Source organism: Campylobacter sp. JH23, assembly GCF_017846595.1.
Lineage (GTDB): Bacteria > Campylobacterota > Campylobacteria > Campylobacterales > Campylobacteraceae > Campylobacter_D > Campylobacter_D coli.
Map to the genome: position 1 here is coordinate 17,719 of NZ_JAEQBP010000001.1, position 17,009 is coordinate 34,727.

The window sequence follows — 17,009 nt, forward strand, 5'->3', positions numbered from 1 at the left end:
ATAAATGATTACAAAAGATAATTTAAAACAAGTTTTAGAAAACTTAGGCTTTAAAAATAAAAATGAAAATTATGTAAAAACAATCAATAATTACACTCTTTTAATAGATTATAAAAACCAAAGTATTAATTACCCAAAAGAAATAAAAATTCACGATAAAACTACTTCTAATTTTTCACACCCTGAAAATTTTGTAGTTTTTGAATGTGTGCATAGACTTTTAGAAAAAGGTTATAAGGCTGAACATTTAGAGTTAGAGCCAAAATGGAATCTTGGCAGGGATAAAAAAGGTGGTAAGGCTGATATTTTAGTAAAGGATAATGAAAACAATCCTTATTTGATTATAGAATGTAAAACCACAGATTCTAAAAATAGTGAATTTATAAAAGAATGGAATAGAATGCAAGAAGATGGCGGGCAGCTTTTTTCTTATTTTCAGCAAGAAAAAGGTGTAAAATATCTTTGTCTTTATGCAAGTGATTTTAGCGATAAGTTAGAATATAAAAATTACATCATACAAGCTTACGATAACGAAGAATATCTAAAAGAAAAAGAATTACAAAATTCTTATAAAAAATCTAATAACAATATAGAACTTTTTAAAACTTGGAAAGAAAGTTATGAACTGCAATATTTTAAACAAGGTATTTTTGAAGAAAATGTCAATGCTTATAAAATTTTAGAAATTACTCCAACTTTTGATAATCTTAAGGAACTTAAAGAAGAAGGTAAATATCACGAATTTGCAAAAATTTTACGCAAGCATAATATATCAGGCAAGGAAAATGCCTTTGATAAACTTGTAAATATTTTTCTTTGTAAAATCTATGATGAAACTTTTAATAAAAACAATCTCAAATTTGGATATTTTGGTGTAATGGCAGATACTTATGCAAATATGCAAGATAGATTAATGTGGCTTTATAAAGAAGCTATGAAAGAATTTTTAGGAGAGAAAATTACCTTTGTATCTAATGAAGATATAGAAAAAGACTTTAAGCAATTAAAGATAAAAACTTTAAAAGAAGTAATGCAAAATTACATCAAAGAATTAAAATTTTATTCAAATAATGATTTTGCATTTTTAGAAGTGCATAATAAAGAATTATTCTTAAAAAATGCACTTGTATTAAAAGAAATAGTAGAGCTTTTTGCAAATTACAAGCTTACCCAAAACTCTACAAATCAATTTTTAGGCAATCTTTTTGAACTTTTTTTGCAAAAAGGTATGAAGCAAGATGAAGGGCAGTTTTTTACCCCTATTCAAATTTGTGAATTTATTATGTATTCTTTACCGCTTCAAGAAATGTTAAACAAAAACTCTAAAGCTTTAAGGGTGATTGATTATGCTTGTGGTGCTGGACATTTTTTAAACACCTATGCCAATGAGCTTAAGCGTTATCTAACAGAAGATGAGCTTAAAGAGCATTATAAAAATATTTATGGTATTGAAAAAGAGTATCGCTTAAGTAAGGTTTCTAAGGTATCAAGTGCAATGTATGGGCAAAATGAAATCAATATTTTATATGCTGATGCACTTGCTTCTTTTGAATTAGCAAATACAAATAATTTAGAAGGAGAAAAAGCAAAACCACAAATAGAATCAAATAGTTTTGATTTGCTTATAGCAAATCCGCCTTATTCTGTAAAAGGATTTTTAGAAACTTTAAGTGATAAATCTAAAAATACCTATAAACTTTTTAACGATGATATAAACATAGAAACAAATAATTCTATTGAATGCTTTTTTTGTGAGCGAGCAAATCAAATTTTAAATGATAATGCTAAAGCTGCCATTATCTTACCAAGTTCTATTTTAAATAAAGATTCTATTTATAAAAATACAAGAGAAATATTATTGCAAAATTTTGATTTTATTGCCATTGTAGAGCTAGGTAATCAAACATTTGGAGCAACAGGGACAAATACGATTATTTTATTTTTACGCAAAAAAGAAACTTTTAAACAAGAAAATCATCTTATTTCTCAAGATTATAGTTTGATTAAAGAACGCATAGAAGCTGAAAATTTAAAAGACAGTGAAAACTTTTATCAAAATTATCTAAGTGCGTATTGTGATTTTAGAAAATTTGATAAAGAGCTTTATAGCAATTTTTTAAATGGAAACTTAGATTCTAAATTTGCAGAGCTAGAAGCCTTTAAAGATTATCGCAATGCATTTAGGCAAACAAGTGATTATAAAAAACTTAAAGAATCTAAAATTTATAAAGAAAGTAAAGATAAGCAAGATTTAGAAGATAAAGCCTTTTTAGCTTATGCTCAGGCAATAGAAAAGGATAAATTGCTTTATTTTAGTCTAAGTCTTAATCAAGAAGTTTTAATCATAAAATCCCCAAGTGATATAAAAGAACAAAAGAAATTTTTAGGTTATGAGTGGAGTAATAGAAAAGGTGATGAAGGTTTAAAAGAATTGCACGAGCCTTATTTAAGCCCACTTTTTGAAAGAGGCAATCCGCAAAATGAAACTAAGCTTAATACTTTAATTTGTAAAGCATTTTTAAAAACTCTTAGCGATATACCAAAAGATTTGCAAGGCTATGCTATTAAAGCGAGGCTTATTGATATGATGGATTTTGAAAAAGTGGAATTTAATAAAGCTATAAGTTTAAACGTAAAATCAAGAGATGAGTTAAATCCTTTTAAGAATTCTAAGTATGAGTTGGTGAGATTAGGGGAAGTGTGTGATTTAAATAAAATTAGAAATCAAGCTAGTGCGACACAAATCGAAAAAATGAATTTAAACAGTGGAAATGTAAAACTTTTACCAAGTTCTAAAAACTACGAATGGTGGACAGATGAAAAAACAGCTGGACAATTTATAAACGAAGGTGAAGTAATTACTTTAGGAGTGGCAAGATATGCAAATATTAAAAAACATAAAGGTAAATTTGTTTCAGCAAATAATCATATTTTGAGTGTTAAAGATAAAAGCAAGATTATTTTTGATTTTTTGTATATTTTATTAGAAATTTGCGGACAAAAACTATATAAACAAGGACAACAGTATCCACAGTTTGATACTAATATTTTTTATAGTTTTAAAATCCCGCTTCCACCGCTTGAAATTCAAAAACAAATCGTAGCAGAGTGTGAAAAGATAGAAGAGCAGCATAATACTTTAAGCTTGAGTATAAAAGAGTATCAAAAGCTAATCAAAGCAATGCTTCAAAAATGTGGTATTATAGAGGACAATCAAGAATATGAACTAAATTCTATTTTAGAAAATTTGCAAAAATTAGAATCTAAGCTTGATTTTAATCTCTTGTTTTCATTTATAGATGATTTTACTAATGCAAGGCAAGAAGACTTAAAGAAAATTAAAGAATTCGTCAAGAATATAAAAGCTATTTTAGGCACCTTTTCAACACCACCAAAACAAGGTTGGAATAAAGAAAAACTAAATGAAATTGTTAGCATTCAAAGCGGAGGAACACCTGATAGAAAAATTAAAGAATATTGGAATGGAAATATCAATTGGGTAAAATCTGAAGTATGTCAAAATTGTTATGTTTATGATTATCAGGTTAAAGAAAAAATTACAGAATTAGGATTACAAAAATCATCGGCAAAATTATTAAAGAAAGAAACAACATTAATTGCATTAGTTGGTGCTACTATAGGTAAAATCGGTTTTTTAACTTTTGAAAGTGCAACAAATCAGAATATTACTGGCTTATATCCAAAAAATCTAAAAATCTTAAATACAAAATATTTATATTATGCTTGTATGGGCTTATATGGCCAATTTAGAAAATTAGGAGATTTTGCTATGGCTAATTCTAATTTTATAAAAAATCTTACAATCTCACTCCCACCGCTAGAAATTCAAGAAAAAATTGTTCAAAACATTGAATTAGTGGAACAACAAATTGATTTTCTTAATCTTAAATTAGAATTGTTAGAAAAAGAAAAAGAAAAAATCTTACAAAAATATTTATTTTCTTAAAGCATTTTTCGCTAAACTTTGTAAATTTTATAAGGTTTAGCTATGAAAAACATTATGATATTAAGCGGAGCGGGTTTGTCTGATCCAAGCGGGCTTAAAACTTTTAGAGACAATGATGGACTTTGGGAAGAATACGATGTGATGGAGGTTTGCTCTGCAACAGGTTTTAGAAAAAATCCTAAAAAAGTACTTGATTTTTACGATGCAAGAAGGGCACAACTTCAAAATGTAAAGCCAAATCACGCCCATGAAAAAATCGCACAGTTAAAAGAAAAATGGGGTAAAAACCTTTTTGTCATCACGCAAAATGTAGATGATTTGCTAGAGCGTGCAGGGTGTAAAGATGTAGTACATTTGCATGGATTTTTGCCCGAACTTCGTTGCCTAAAATGTGAAGGAATTTTTAATATAGGCTATGAAAAATTCACAGATAAACAATGTCCAAAATGCAAAAGTAAGGATTTAAGACACAATATAGTCATGTTTGAAGAGCAAGCCCCTGCTTATGCTACGCTTTATTCTTTGCTAAATCAAACTTCGCTTTTTATCAGCATAGGCACAAGTGGGGCGGTTTTGCCTGTAGGGCGTTATGCTTCAATATGCGAAAAAAGTATTTTAAATATCTATGAAAAAGATGCGAATTTAGAGCGGTATTTTGATAAAATCTACACTGAAGATATTATAAGCGCTATTGATAAAATCGCACTTGATATAGAAAATTTTATGAAAGATGGCAATGTTTGATTCTTTTTTAAGTGGAGTTTTTTTGGGCTTTGGAGTGAGTGTGCCTTTTGGACCTGTAAATATTTTGATTTTAACTTATGCACTAAAAGTTTTTAAAAATTCCATAGCTGTAGGACTTGGAGCATTTAGTATAGATATGCTTTATCTTTTTTTGCTTCAATTTGGGCTTTTAAATTTCTTAGACAATGTCATTTTTATGCGTTTTTTGGCGATTTTTGGTTTTTGTTTTTTAACTTATATGGCTTATTTGATGTTAAAAAAGAAAAATGAAGATTTGCATTTGGATCAGCATAAAGATTTTAAAGAAAGTCTTTTAAAAAGCTATGTTAAAGGTATCATTTTAAATGGCTCTAATCCTTATGTGATAGGTTTTTGGCTTAGCGCTGCAAGTGTGGTTTTAAGTAGTGATCATGCTTATTTGATGACTTTAGGGCTTGTTGTGGCTATACTTTTTTGGGTAAGTGCTTTAGCCTTTGTGGTGGCAAGATATAGTCATGTTTTTAGTGCAAAAGTTGTTTTTATAATCAATATAATTTCAGCTATAATTATAGAGTATTTTGCTCTTAATTTATTATATAAAACTTTCTTAGGATAAAAAATGAATGCAAAAGAATTTTTAATCGAACTTTTAAAATTTAAATCTGTTACGCCAAATGATGATGGAGCTTTAAATTTCATCGCTATGGAACTGAGTGATTTTGAAGCTTTTTTTATAGAAAAAGAAGGCATTAAAAACCTTTTACTCACTAAAAAATTTAAAGATGAAGGCGAGCATTTAGCTTTTGGTGGGCATGTAGATGTGGTGCCTGCAGGCGAGGGTTGGAGTAATAATGCTTTTGCGCCTGTGGAAAAAGAAGGCTTTATCTATGCAAGGGGTGCTCAAGATATGAAAAGCGGAGTAGCAGCCTTTGTGGATGCGGTAAAGAATGCGGATTTTAAAGGAGCAAGACTGAGTCTTATTTTAACAAGTGATGAAGAAGGCGAAGCTATATATGGAACTAAGGCTGTTTTAGAATGGATGCAAGAAAGAGATATGCTACCTGATTATGCTGTGGTTGCAGAGCCAACCTGTGTTAAAAAAATCGGCGATAGTATTAAAATAGGGCGTCGTGGTTCTATCAATGGTAAGCTTTTGATACGCGGAAAACAAGGACATGCGGCTTACCCTGAAAAATGTATCAATCCTGTGCATGATTTCGCACCGGTTTTAAAACTTTTAGCGGGTTTTGATCTTGATCCAGGTAGTGCTGAATTTAGCCCTTCAAAAATCGTTATAACTGATATTCGTGGAGGTATGGGGGTGTGTAATGTTACTCCAAATGATTTAAGACTTATGTTTAATGTTCGCAATTCTCCTGATACAAATTTAGAAGATGTAAAAAGTTATGTAGAAAAAATTTGTCATGGTTTAAACTATGAGTTAGAGCTAAAACAATCAAGCGAAGCTTTTTTGACAAATATCGACAATAAAATCGTTCAAAAAATGAATGAAAGCGTTCAAAAAATCACCCATGAAGTGCCAGAGCTTAATACTAAAGGCGGCACAAGTGATGCAAGGTATTTTGCAAAATACGGTGTAAAGGTAGTGGAATTTGGGGTTTGTAATGATAGAATTCACGCTATTGATGAAAGAGTAAGTATAGAAGAATTTGAAAAACTTTGCCTTGTTTTTAAAGACTTGATAGAAAATTTTTAAAGGTTTAGAATGATTGAGGAAATTTTAAAAGATAGTGATTACAAGCTAGATCTATTTAGTAAAAAAGCTATTGCTGAATTGGAAACTAAAATTATAGCTAAAACAAACAAAAATAACCAAATTATATACTATACTAATTGCCTTATCCGCGATAAAGAAATTAAACTTACGCCAGAAGAAATTGTGCGTCAGCTTTATATCGATAAGCTTTTAAATGAATATAACTATCCTAAAGATATGATAAAAATTGAATTTGGTGTGCATTTTGGACGCGAAGTAAAAAGGGCTGATATTGTGATAATGGATAAAATCCAAATCACAACCCCATACATCATTATAGAAGTAAAAAAGCCAAAGTTGAAAGATGGCAAAGAACAATTAAAAAGTTATTGTAATGCTACAGGTGCAACTATGGCTGTGTGGTGCAATGGTAAAGAAATTAGCTATTATCATAGAAAAGATCCAAATTATTTTGAATCTATTCCAAATATTCCTGCATCAAACCAGACATTACCAGATCTGTTGAAAGTAAAATTTACCTTTGATGATTTGATTAAAGAAGATATTTTAAAAAGTCAAAAGCGAAGTTTAAAGAATTTAGTTACAGAAATGGAAGATGAGGTGTTGGCAAATGCTGGAGTTGATGTATTTGAAGAATGTTTTAAGCTTATATTTATAAAACTTTTTGATGAGCTAGAGGGTGCAAGAGATAGAACAAAGAGCTTAGAGTTTAGAAATTATGGAGAGTCTGATTCTGAACTTAAGCAAAAAATAGAAAAACTCTTTGATAAAGCAAAGAAAAAATGGGAAGGTGTATTTAATAATGATGAGAAAATTAAACTTTCTCCTTCGCACCTAAGTGTATGTGTATCATCATTGCAAAATGTAAAGTTATTTAACTCAAATTTAGAAGTGATTGATGATGCTTTTGAATATCTAGTGAATAAATCCTCAAAAGGTGAAAAAGGGCAATATTTTACTCCGCGTTATGTAATAGATATGTGTGTAAAAATGCTAAATCCTAAAAAAGATGAAAGTATGATAGATACTGCAAGTGGAAGTTGTGGATTTCCGATACATACTTGTTTTTATGTGTGGCGTTCAATTTATAAAGAAAGAGGCATAGAAGCAAGCCATCTCTTTACAGCCCAAGAAAAGATTTCTGAGTGTCAAGATTATGTAAAAGAAAAAGTGTTTGGTATAGATTTTGATGAAAAGAGTGTGCGCGTATCAAAAATGCTTAATCTAATTGCAGGTGATGGGCATACAAATGTTTTGTATTTAAATTCCATTGACTTTGATAGATGGGATGAATGGGTAAAAGATGATGAAGATTGGCAAGATGTGTATTTTGAAGGTTTTAAACGCTTAAAAAATTTAAGAGCAACTAGAAATCAAAATAGGGATTTTAATTTCGATATTTTAATGGCAAATCCGCCTTTTGCAGGAGATATAAAAGAGAGTAGAATTTTAGCTAGATATGAGTTGGGCAAAAAGGAAAATGGCAAACCTCAAAGTAAAGTAGGAAGAGATATTTTATTTATCGAACGAAATTTAGACATGTTAAAGCCTGGTGGTAGAATGGCTATTGTATTGCCACAAGGGCGTTTTAATAATTCAAGCGATAAATATATAAGAGAATTCATTGCACAAAAAGCTAGAATCTTAGCGGTTGTAGGACTTCATGGAAATGTCTTTAAACCACACACTGGGACAAAAACAAGTGTTTTATTTTTACAAAAATGGGATGATAAATTATGTCCAAAGTGTGAGGACTATAATATCTTCTTTGCTACTATGAGTGAGCCTAGCAAAGATAATTCAGGCGAAAAGATTTATTACCCACTTTTAGATTCTCATGATCATTTAGTAGTAAAACATGATTTATTTAATCCGCATTTAGAAGGAGATGAGCCTATAAAACAAAAAGATGAAAGCCAAGAAGAGTTTGACAAAAGAATACAAGAATATAGATTAAATGTAGAAAAATATAAAGACTTGCAAAAAGATGGCATAGCTGAAGCTTTTATTGAATTTGCAAAAGCAGAAAATTTGAGTTTTTGGAGGTTATAATGGCAAGCAATAAATCAATGTTAAGTTCAGATGAAATAACCAATATATTAAAAGAAAAACAAAAAAATATTAAATATGATACAAAAGATTGGTCTATTGAGTTAGTATTAAGCAAATTTCATAAACAGACAGAAAAAAATCAAACTGAAATTAATATACCATTTTATCAAAGAGAATTTGTTTGGACGTCAGATCAAATATCTAAACTGATTGAAACAATTTTATTAGGATTACCATTGCCTTTGATTTTTTTAGAGCAAACAGATGATGGGTTGCTTGAAGTGATTGATGGATCACAGAGAATAAGAGCTTTGGATAAATTTTTTAACAATGAACATAAATTAAATAAATTAGAAATTTTGGGTGACTTTAATGGTATGAAATTTGAAGATTTTCCACCTTCGATTCAGCGAAAAATGAAAGATAGTTCATTGAGAATTATTGTATTAGAATCCAATGAAGAAGAAAATGCCAAGGATATTGCAAACAAAATATTTGAGCGTATTAATACAGGAGGAACAAATGCTACAGCTATGGAAGCAAGAAAAGGATCAAATTATGGTAAATTTGTTGAATTTGTTTATAGTGAATGTTCTACTGAAGAATTTGAAAATATAGCTAAACTTGGAAAAACAGCTTCTTTAAGGGGGTATCAACAAGAGCTTATTATTAAGTTTTTTGCTTATTATGATTTATATATTAAAAACAACAAAATAGAATTTAATGAAACTATAAATGCTGTGCTTGAAAATTATATGAAAGAAAAAAATAAGAGTTTTGATGATGATGATAAAAATAAAGACGAGCTTCTAACATTATTTAAAAATGTAATCAATATTATAGAAAGATGTAAGATTACAGAAAATGATTCTTACAAATTAAGAAAAAAAGATAAGCTTTTGCCTATTATGTTAGCAATTGCAATTTATATTAAGGATAATCCAAATTATACTAATAAAACTTTCGATGTTTGGTCTCAAGATTTTATAAGCAAATCAAACAACAGTAGCTTACAAACTCTTAATAATAATATTATGTTAATCTTAGATAGTTTAAAGCAATAAAGTCATGGAATCTTGGACAATATATAAAGAACAAAAAAGTTTTTTAAAAGATCTGTTAAGAGATATGGAAACGATGGATAAAGGAAACAACAACAGCTTCTACAATAAATATGCGCAATCAATGAAATCAAAGTTTGTGATTATGCTCTATACAATGTTAGAAAGTGTAATTATGCAAAGTTTGCAAGATATTTTTGATCATATTAAACAAAACAAAATCAGTTTTTATGATTTACATGATAATATGAAGAAGATTTATTTCCAAGCAAAAATTAAAAACAAAGAAAGACATTTCAACGCTATTGTTGCTGATAATTTAATTGAGGTAATAGAACAATTAAACAATGGTGTAGTAGAAATTAATTTAAAAAAAGATTTCAACAGCGAAAACCCATTTAATGCCGGCTCTTTAAATTATAAGAATGTTAAAGATAATATCCTCGCGATACTGATGTCATCAGATAGTATTGATAGCAATATAAATAAATTTAATAAATATTTTAAAATTAATATTCAAGAGGTAATTGGAGTAAATACCAAAGATAGAAACAAACTTGCTCATGGAGAAAAAAGTTTTCAAGATTTTGGAAGTAATATAACTGTAGATGATTTAAAAAAAAGATATATCAGTATTATTATATTTTTGCATAAATATCTAAAAAATATAGAATATTATATTATTAACAAAGGCTATAAAAATGCTTAACCAGACTTTGCAGGAAAAATACCCGCATTTAGAAATTAGAGTATTAAAGCTTAGTGAAGTTCAAAAGGATAATGAGAGTAAAAGAATAGATTCTGAGTTTTTCAAGAAAGAATATTTTGACGCTATGGAGACTATGCAATTAAATCAAGTTGAATATTTGGGTGATAATATGAAATTTAATTCTCGGTATTCGCAACCGAAATATGACGAGACAAGCAAGATAAAAGTTATCAATAGTCAATATATTAGGAATGAATATATTGACTATGAAAATGCAAAAAGTGGGTATGGAAAAATTGTTCCAAAAGAATCTGTATTGATAAATGCAACAGGTGTGGGAACTTTAGGTAGAGTGTTTATCAATATACTTGATTTTGATTTTAGTATAGATAGTCATATTAATGTTATTGTTGTTAAAAATAAAACATATTTAAACCCTTATTTTTTGGCTATTTTTCTGCAAAGTTATTATGGCCAGATTCAAATAATCAGATATTATAGTGGAACTTCCGGGCAAATTGAAATTTATCCTAGAGATTTTAATTATTTTAAAATTCCCATTTTCCCTATGGAATTTCAGTTAGAAATTCAAAATTTGGTAAAAGATTCTCATAAGGCATTAGAAGAAAGTAAGGAGTTATATAAAAAAGCAGAGGAAACTTTATACCTTGAGTTAGGACTTGATCCAAAGAATCCATTGCAAAGTTTGCTAGATTCTAAAACAAATAATCCTACAAACTCACCAAATATTTCTATACACACATTAAAAGAATCTTTTCTAAAAACAGGAAGATTGGATTCTGAATATTATCAAAGTAAATATGAAGACATAGAAAAGATGATTAGAAGTTATAAAGATGGCTTTTGTAATTTAAAAGATTTAGTTAATGATATTTCAAGTGGTTTTGCATTTTCAAGTGATGACTACCAAGATGTTGGAGAGCTTGTATTAATTAGGATTAATAATATAAAAAATGCTACGCTAGATTTAAGTAATGTTATCTATCTTAAAAATGAAGCTTATAATTTAAGCCCTAAAGATAAAATAAAAAAAGGTGATATTTTAATTTCTATGTCTGGTAGCATTGGTTTGTCTTGTGTGGTTAGAGATGATATATCAGCTATGGTTAATCAAAGGATTTTAAAAATTTCGATTAAAAATTTTAATAGTGATGTTTTGGTATTGCTTTTAAATTCTTTTATTTGTAAAATGCAATTTGAGAGAATTGGTACAGGTGGGGTTCAAACAAATCTTTCTTCAATAGATATGCAAAATATCCTTATCCCTAAAATAGATTCTACAACTCAAGAAAAAATTGCAAAATATATACAAGAAAGCTTTAATTTAAGGAAAAAATCTAAACAATTATTAGATAATGCAAAAATTAAAGTAGAAGAGCAAATACAAGGAAAAGTATGATTATCAACGGAGAAAAATTTGAATTTAAAGAGCTTAGATTTATGGATTTTATCAAAGAAAAGGGTTTTAAAATCGAACTTATCGCCTTGGAATTAAATGGAGAGATTGTACCTAAGAGCGAATTTGAAAATTTGATTTTAAAAGAAAACGATAAAGCTGAAATTGTAAGTTTTGTAGGAGGTGGCTGATGAGAATTAAATTTAATGGCAAGGAACTAGATACAAAATTGAGCACCAGTTTGGATTTTTTCAAAAGTGTAAGTAAAAATGAAAATGATGTGTGGATTATCAATGGTTTTGCAACGAAAGAAAATATAAAAATTCACGAAAACGATGAGCTTTTTTGTATAGAAAGAAATGCCCTACCTCCAAAAGATGCCTTAGATGCGATGATGAGAGCAAGACATACGCCAAAACTTCACGATAAGCTTAAGATTTCGAGCGTAGCGGTTTGTGGTTTAGGTGGACTTGGCTCACATATAGCGATAAATTTAGCAAGAAGCGGTGTGGGGTATTTAAAGCTGATTGATTTTGATGTGGTTGAACCTAGCAATCTTAACCGCCAAGCTTACCGCGTAAGTGATTTGGGGAAATTTAAAACCGAAGCTTTAAAAGAGCAAATCAGTGAAATAAATCCTTATATCAAAACTGAAATTTGCACTTTAAAAATCGATGAAGAGAATTTGCCTGATTTATTTAAAGGTATAGATATAGTCTGTGAGGCTTTTGATGGCGCGCTTGCAAAGGCTATGATAGCACAAAATTTTCATAGATTTTATAAAGACACTACTTTAATCTGTGCTTCAGGGCTTGCAGGATATGGCGATAGCAATAGTATACAAACAAGAAAAATCGCTAAAAATTTCTATGTGTGTGGAGATTTGGTAAATGGTGCTAAAGTGGGAAATGGACTTATGGCACCGCGTGTAAATATTTGCGCTGGACATCAAAGCAATCTTGTCTTAGAGCTTTTGGCAAATAAGGAGTAAAAAATGCAAGAAAATTTAAAAAATGATAGCTTAAAAATAGGAAAATATGAATTTAAATCAAGATTTATTTTAGGATCAGGAAAGTATTCTTTAGAGCTTATAAAATCAGCTATAGAAGAAGCTAAAGCACAGATTATCACTCTAGCCTTACGCCGTGCAAATACAGGGGAAATCGCTAATATACTTGATTATATCCCTAAAAATATCACACTTTTACCCAACACTTCAGGCGCAAGAAACGCCGATGAAGCCTTACGCATTGCAAGGCTTTCAAGAGAGCTTGGTTGTGGAGAACTTATCAAGATAGAAGTGATAAGCGATAGTAGGTATTTGTTGCCTGATAATTATGAAACGATTAAAGCTTGTGAGCTTTTAGCTAAAGAGGGTTTTACGCCCCTACCTTACATGCATGCTGATCTTTACGCAGCTAGAGCTATGCGTGATGCTGGAGCTGCGGCTATCATGCCTTTAGCAGCGCCTATTGGGAGTAATAAAGGTTTATGTGCTAAGGAATTTATACAAATTTTGCTTAATGAAATTGATTTGCCTATCATTGTAGATGCGGGTATTGGAAGTCCTTCACAAGCTTGTGAAGCTATGCAAATGGGAGTAAGTGCAGTGATGGTAAATACAGCCATAGCTGAAGCTAAAGATATAGCCTTGATGGCTAGAGCTTTTTCTTTGGCAGTAAATGCGGGAAGAGCGGCTTTTTTAGCAGGTGTGGCAAGTGTGAGTGAAGCTAAAGCAAGTTCTCCATTAACAGGCTTTTTAAGGGATTGATTATGCAAGATTATATGCAGTATTTACCTCACATGCAGGAAATAAAAAGCGAAATTTTAAATAAGGTTTTAAGTCAAGTTCAAAGCTATGATGAGAGTCAATTTAGCGCTAAAGATGTTAAAAATGCTTTAAATCAAACACATTTAAGCATAGAGCATTTAAAAGCCTTGCTTTCAAGTGCAGCAGAAGATTTCATAGAAGAATTAGCCTTTAAATCCGCTAAAGTCAAGCAAAAATATTTTGGAAATTCTATCTCTCTTTTTACCCCACTTTATTTGTCAAATTATTGTAATTCTAAATGTGTTTATTGTGGTTTTCAAAAAGGTAATAAAATCGCAAGAGCTAAGCTAAATGAAGCTGAAATTCACGAAGAAATGCAAGCCATTGCTAAAAGTGGTTTAGAAGAAATTTTAATGCTAACAGGCGAGGGCAGGGAGTTTGCAAGTGTAGAATATATAGCAAATGCTTGTAAAATAGCTAGAGAGTATTTTAAGGTTGTGGGCGTTGAAATTTATCCTATGAATGAAGATGAATATAAAATTTTGCATGAAAAGGGTTGTGATTATGTGACTGTTTTTCAAGAAACTTACAATCCTCTAAAATATTCTAAAATTCATTTAGCTGGTGAAAAACGCATTTTTCCTTATCGCTTTAATGCTCAAGAAAGAGCTTTAAAAGCGGGTATGCGTGGAGTGGCTTTTGCGGCACTTTTGGGTATAGATGATTTTAGAAAAGACGCTCTTGCTACGGCGCTTCATGCACATTTTTTACAACAAGCTTATTCGCATGCTGAAATTTCTATTTCAGTGCCGCGTTTAAGACCTATTATCAATAATGCCAAAATCCATCCTAAAGATGTAAGTGAAAAACGCCTTTTGCAAGTACTTTGTGCTTATAGGCTCTTTTTGCCTTTTGCGGGCATTACCATTTCAAGTCGTGAAAGAATAGGTTTTAGAGATGAGGTTATCAAGCTTGGTGCTACTAAAATGAGTGCAGGAGTGAGTGTGGGTATAGGTGAGCATAAGGGTGAGAAAAAGGGTGATGAGCAGTTTGAAATTTCAGATGAACGAGGCGTGGATGAAATTTTAGCTATGCTTAAAAACTCAAATTTGCAAGCTGTGATGAGCGATAGTATTTATGTGGGATAAAAAAATCATTGCTATAAGCGATAGAAAATGTGTCGAGATAGACTTTCTAAAACAAGTAGAAAAGCTTGCTAAATCAGGCATAGACGCTTTTGTGCTTAGAGAGAAGGATTTGAGTGAATTTGAGTATTATGATTTGGCTAAAGAGGTTTTAGCTATTTGTGCTAAACATAAAACAACTTGTTTTTTGCATTTTTTTGATAGAGAGTGTTTAAAGTTAGGACATCGCTATTTTCATATGCCACTTGCTTTGTTAAGGCAAGAGCCAAAGATGAGTAAGTATTTTCATATGATAGGCACTTCAGTGCATAGTAAAGAAGAGCTTTTAGAGGCGATGAATTATGGGGTAAATTATGCTTTTGTAGGTCATATTTTTGAGAGTTCTTGTAAGAAAGATTTAGAGCCAAGGGGGCTTGAATTTTTAAATTCTTTACTTTCTTTTAGCCAAATTCCACTTTATGCTATAGGCGGGATTAATGTACAAAATATTGCAAGCTTTAAAGATATCAATGTAGCTGGTGTTTGTATGCGTGAGGTTTTAATGCGCGAAAAAGATGTGAAAAAATATCTTGTTGAATGTAAAAGAAACTTGCTTTGATGAAGAGTGAAACAATGGAGCAAATTCTTTCCTTGCCACAAGATTTAAAACAATTAAAAGGTGTGGATTATAAAAATTTTAAATCCTGTACTTTTGCAAAATATACCCAAGTAAGCGCCTCACACTCTTCTTTTGTCAATGTAGGCAGCCATCTTTTAACCTTTGTAAGAAAAGGATATAAAATTTTACATACGGCATCAAAAGACTATAAAATCGACTCTTATGAAACCTTATTTTTAAAAGCGGGAAATTATACTTTAAGCAATGTAGGACTTAGTAGCGGTGTTTATGAAGCTTATTTGTTTTTCTTTGATAATGCTTTTTTAATCGAGCTTATTTATAAGTATAAAGATCTTTTTAAACTAGAACAAGCAAGTGAGGAGAGTGAAATTTTTTGGGTAAAAAATGATAAAATTTTACAAGGAATTTTAGAAAGTTTTACCCCGCATTTTGATGAGAATACACAAATTTTAGATCCCATAGTCAGTCTTAAATTTGAAGAGATTTTTTTGCATTTACTTTTAAATAAAAATACTTATTTCATAGGCTTTTTAGCTGGAATTTTAAAAGAATTTCGTTTAGATCTTTCGCAGCTTTTTGAGTATTGTGGGAGAGAATTTGTAAGCGTGAGCGAAATGGCTGATTTTGCAAAGCTTGATTTTGCTACTTTTTCTAGAGAATTTAAAAAATGCTTCGGGCAAAGTCCTAAAAAATGGCTAGATGAAAAAAGATTGCAAAAAGCTAAAGTTTTGCTTGAATTTTCTAAAAAAAATGTAAATGAAATAGCTAATGAATGTGCTTTTTCTTCAGTGGCTTGGTTTATCGAGAGATTTAAAGAAAAATACAATCAAACCCCTAAGCAATATCAAAAATCAAAAAACTTGTATTTTTTATCAAAAAACTAGCACACTTTTTCTATCTAAATCAATATAATCAGCATAAATATTTTTAACAAAAGGAGAAAAGTATGAAAAAATATGTTTTAAGTTTAGCGCTTGTTGGAGCAAGTTTGCTTGGAGCAAGCGAGTTGAAATATCAAGAATTTGATGGCTTTAAAAGCCCTGAAAGTATTTTTGTAGATAAAAATTCTGTATATGTATCTAATGTAGGTGAAAAACTTGAGCCTTTGGCAAAAGACAATGATGGTTTTATCTCTAAGCTTGATAAAAATGGCAAAGTGCTTGAGCATAAATTTATAAGTAATCTAAATGCCCCAAAAGGTATGATGGAAGTTGCAAATACGCTTTATGTGGTGGATATTGATGTGGTGCGTGGTTTTGATTTGAAAAGCAAAAAAGAAGTGTTTAATTTGCCTATAAAGGGTGCAATTTTTCTAAATGCTATCGAAAAACTAAATGACGATACACTTTTGGTAAGCGATACAGGCACAGGACTTGTTTTAAAAGTGGATTTAAAAGCGAAAAAATATGATGAGTTATTAAAACTTGATATCGCTAAATTTGGCGGTCCTAATGGACTTTACTTAGATAGAAAAAATGATAAGCTTTTTATAGCAGGATATCATCCAGATGGTGCTAGTGGCGGTGTTGTGATGAGTTATGATTTAAATGACAAAAAACTAAGCGTGATTAAAAATGAAAAAGAAGCTTATGATGGAATCGTTCCTTATGAAAATGCCTTGCTTGTAAGTTCTTGGGGTGAAAATTTAAACGGGGTGATTTATCGTTTAGAAGATGATAAAGCATTAAAGCTTGATTTGCCTTCTATCAAAGGTCCTGCAGATATCTTTATAGAGGGTGATACTTTATGGATTCCTAAGATGGTAGAAGGTAAAATACTTAAAGTAGAACTTAAAAATTAAGGATTT

15 protein-coding genes are annotated in these 17,009 nt (G+C 30.2%); all 15 read left to right on the top strand.

The genetic code is table 11. The features are described from left to right. The first annotated feature begins 4 nt into the window (after positions 1 to 4). The 15 genes from KAR88_RS00095 (at position 5) to KAR88_RS00165 (ending at position 17,003) form a co-directional block, all read left to right on the top strand. Complete coding sequence (locus KAR88_RS00095; RefSeq protein WP_192801870.1) at positions 5 to 3,967, top strand: restriction endonuclease subunit S; 3,963 nt, start codon at positions 5 to 7, stop codon at positions 3,965 to 3,967. Positions 3,968 to 4,009: 42 nt separating this feature from the next. Then, positions 4,010 to 4,711, top strand: a complete 702-nt coding sequence (locus KAR88_RS00100; RefSeq protein WP_192801346.1) for an NAD-dependent deacetylase — start codon at positions 4,010 to 4,012, stop codon at positions 4,709 to 4,711. Continuing rightward, positions 4,704 to 5,306 (top strand): LysE family transporter, encoded by a 603-nt coding sequence (locus tag KAR88_RS00105; RefSeq protein WP_192801345.1) that lies wholly within the window; start codon positions 4,704 to 4,706, stop codon positions 5,304 to 5,306. Before KAR88_RS00100 ends, KAR88_RS00105 begins: the two co-directional genes overlap by 8 nt. A gap of 3 nt (positions 5,307 to 5,309) precedes the next feature. Continuing rightward, positions 5,310 to 6,407 carry a succinyl-diaminopimelate desuccinylase gene (dapE, locus tag KAR88_RS00110; RefSeq protein ID WP_004283989.1) on the top strand — a complete coding sequence of 366 codons (1,098 nt, stop codon included), beginning with the start codon at positions 5,310 to 5,312 and terminating at the stop codon, positions 6,405 to 6,407. A gap of 9 nt (positions 6,408 to 6,416) precedes the next feature. Next, the gene (locus KAR88_RS00115) at positions 6,417 to 8,480 is read left to right on the top strand and encodes an N-6 DNA methylase (protein WP_002853051.1); all 2,064 of its coding nucleotides are present in this window, start codon (positions 6,417 to 6,419) and stop codon (positions 8,478 to 8,480) included. Continuing rightward, positions 8,480 to 9,544 carry a DUF262 domain-containing protein gene (locus KAR88_RS00120; protein ID WP_050396265.1) on the top strand — a complete coding sequence of 355 codons (1,065 nt, stop codon included), beginning with the start codon at positions 8,480 to 8,482 and terminating at the stop codon, positions 9,542 to 9,544. The genes KAR88_RS00115 and KAR88_RS00120 overlap by 1 nt, the downstream gene beginning before the upstream one ends. A 4-nt stretch (positions 9,545 to 9,548) precedes the next feature. Then, entirely contained in the window at positions 9,549 to 10,250 is a 702-nt protein-coding gene (locus KAR88_RS00125) for an MAE_28990/MAE_18760 family HEPN-like nuclease (protein ID WP_032598636.1), read from the top strand. Then, on the top strand, positions 10,243 to 11,670 hold the full coding sequence (locus KAR88_RS00130; protein WP_052782679.1) for a restriction endonuclease subunit S: 1,428 nt from the start codon (positions 10,243 to 10,245) through the stop codon (positions 11,668 to 11,670). The genes KAR88_RS00125 and KAR88_RS00130 overlap by 8 nt, the downstream gene beginning before the upstream one ends. After that, a complete protein-coding gene (gene thiS, locus KAR88_RS00135) occupies positions 11,667 to 11,858 on the top strand; it encodes a sulfur carrier protein ThiS (protein WP_044260438.1) in 192 nt (63 codons plus the stop codon). The genes KAR88_RS00130 and thiS overlap by 4 nt, the downstream gene beginning before the upstream one ends. After that, positions 11,855 to 12,658: a thiamine biosynthesis protein ThiF gene (gene thiF, locus KAR88_RS00140; RefSeq protein ID WP_072216280.1), complete on the top strand. Its 804-nt coding sequence runs from the start codon at positions 11,855 to 11,857 to the stop codon at positions 12,656 to 12,658. The genes thiS and thiF overlap by 4 nt, the downstream gene beginning before the upstream one ends. Before the next feature lie 3 nt (positions 12,659 to 12,661). Beyond that, positions 12,662 to 13,438, top strand: coding sequence for a thiazole synthase (locus KAR88_RS00145; protein ID WP_052782680.1), 777 nt, complete (start codon positions 12,662 to 12,664; stop codon positions 13,436 to 13,438). Positions 13,439 to 13,440: 2 nt separating this feature from the next. Next, positions 13,441 to 14,586 (top strand): 2-iminoacetate synthase ThiH, encoded by a 1,146-nt coding sequence (gene thiH / locus KAR88_RS00150; protein ID WP_052782681.1) that lies wholly within the window; start codon positions 13,441 to 13,443, stop codon positions 14,584 to 14,586. Continuing rightward, entirely contained in the window at positions 14,576 to 15,181 is a 606-nt protein-coding gene (locus tag KAR88_RS00155) for a thiamine phosphate synthase (RefSeq protein ID WP_002780305.1), read from the top strand. Before thiH ends, KAR88_RS00155 begins: the two co-directional genes overlap by 11 nt. A gap of 14 nt (positions 15,182 to 15,195) precedes the next feature. After that, positions 15,196 to 16,086, top strand: a complete 891-nt coding sequence (locus tag KAR88_RS00160; RefSeq protein WP_002779082.1) for an AraC family transcriptional regulator — start codon at positions 15,196 to 15,198, stop codon at positions 16,084 to 16,086. 62 nt (positions 16,087 to 16,148) lie between these two features. Next, entirely contained in the window at positions 16,149 to 17,003 is an 855-nt protein-coding gene (locus KAR88_RS00165; RefSeq protein WP_002783315.1) for an ATP-binding protein, read from the top strand. Positions 17,004 to 17,009: the final 6 nt, after the last annotated feature.

Bases quoted from the DNA above. Each gene is read 5' to 3' on its own strand.
- KAR88_RS00095 (WP_192801870.1), top strand. From the start codon at position 5: ATGATTACAAAAGATAATTTAAAACAAGTTTTAGAAAACTTAGGCTTT.
- KAR88_RS00100 (WP_192801346.1), top strand. From the start codon at position 4,010: ATGAAAAACATTATGATATTAAGCGGAGCGGGTTTGTCTGATCCAAGC.
- KAR88_RS00105 (WP_192801345.1), top strand. From the start codon at position 4,704: ATGTTTGATTCTTTTTTAAGTGGAGTTTTTTTGGGCTTTGGAGTGAGT.
- dapE (WP_004283989.1), top strand. From the start codon at position 5,310: ATGAATGCAAAAGAATTTTTAATCGAACTTTTAAAATTTAAATCTGTT.
- KAR88_RS00115 (WP_002853051.1), top strand. From the start codon at position 6,417: ATGATTGAGGAAATTTTAAAAGATAGTGATTACAAGCTAGATCTATTT.
- KAR88_RS00120 (WP_050396265.1), top strand. From the start codon at position 8,480: ATGGCAAGCAATAAATCAATGTTAAGTTCAGATGAAATAACCAATATA.
- KAR88_RS00125 (WP_032598636.1), top strand. From the start codon at position 9,549: ATGGAATCTTGGACAATATATAAAGAACAAAAAAGTTTTTTAAAAGAT.
- KAR88_RS00130 (WP_052782679.1), top strand. From the start codon at position 10,243: ATGCTTAACCAGACTTTGCAGGAAAAATACCCGCATTTAGAAATTAGA.
- thiS (WP_044260438.1), top strand. From the start codon at position 11,667: ATGATTATCAACGGAGAAAAATTTGAATTTAAAGAGCTTAGATTTATG.
- KAR88_RS00145 (WP_052782680.1), top strand. From the start codon at position 12,662: ATGCAAGAAAATTTAAAAAATGATAGCTTAAAAATAGGAAAATATGAA.
- thiH (WP_052782681.1), top strand. From the start codon at position 13,441: ATGCAAGATTATATGCAGTATTTACCTCACATGCAGGAAATAAAAAGC.
- KAR88_RS00155 (WP_002780305.1), top strand. From the start codon at position 14,576: ATGTGGGATAAAAAAATCATTGCTATAAGCGATAGAAAATGTGTCGAG.
- KAR88_RS00160 (WP_002779082.1), top strand. From the start codon at position 15,196: ATGGAGCAAATTCTTTCCTTGCCACAAGATTTAAAACAATTAAAAGGT.
- KAR88_RS00165 (WP_002783315.1), top strand. From the start codon at position 16,149: ATGAAAAAATATGTTTTAAGTTTAGCGCTTGTTGGAGCAAGTTTGCTT.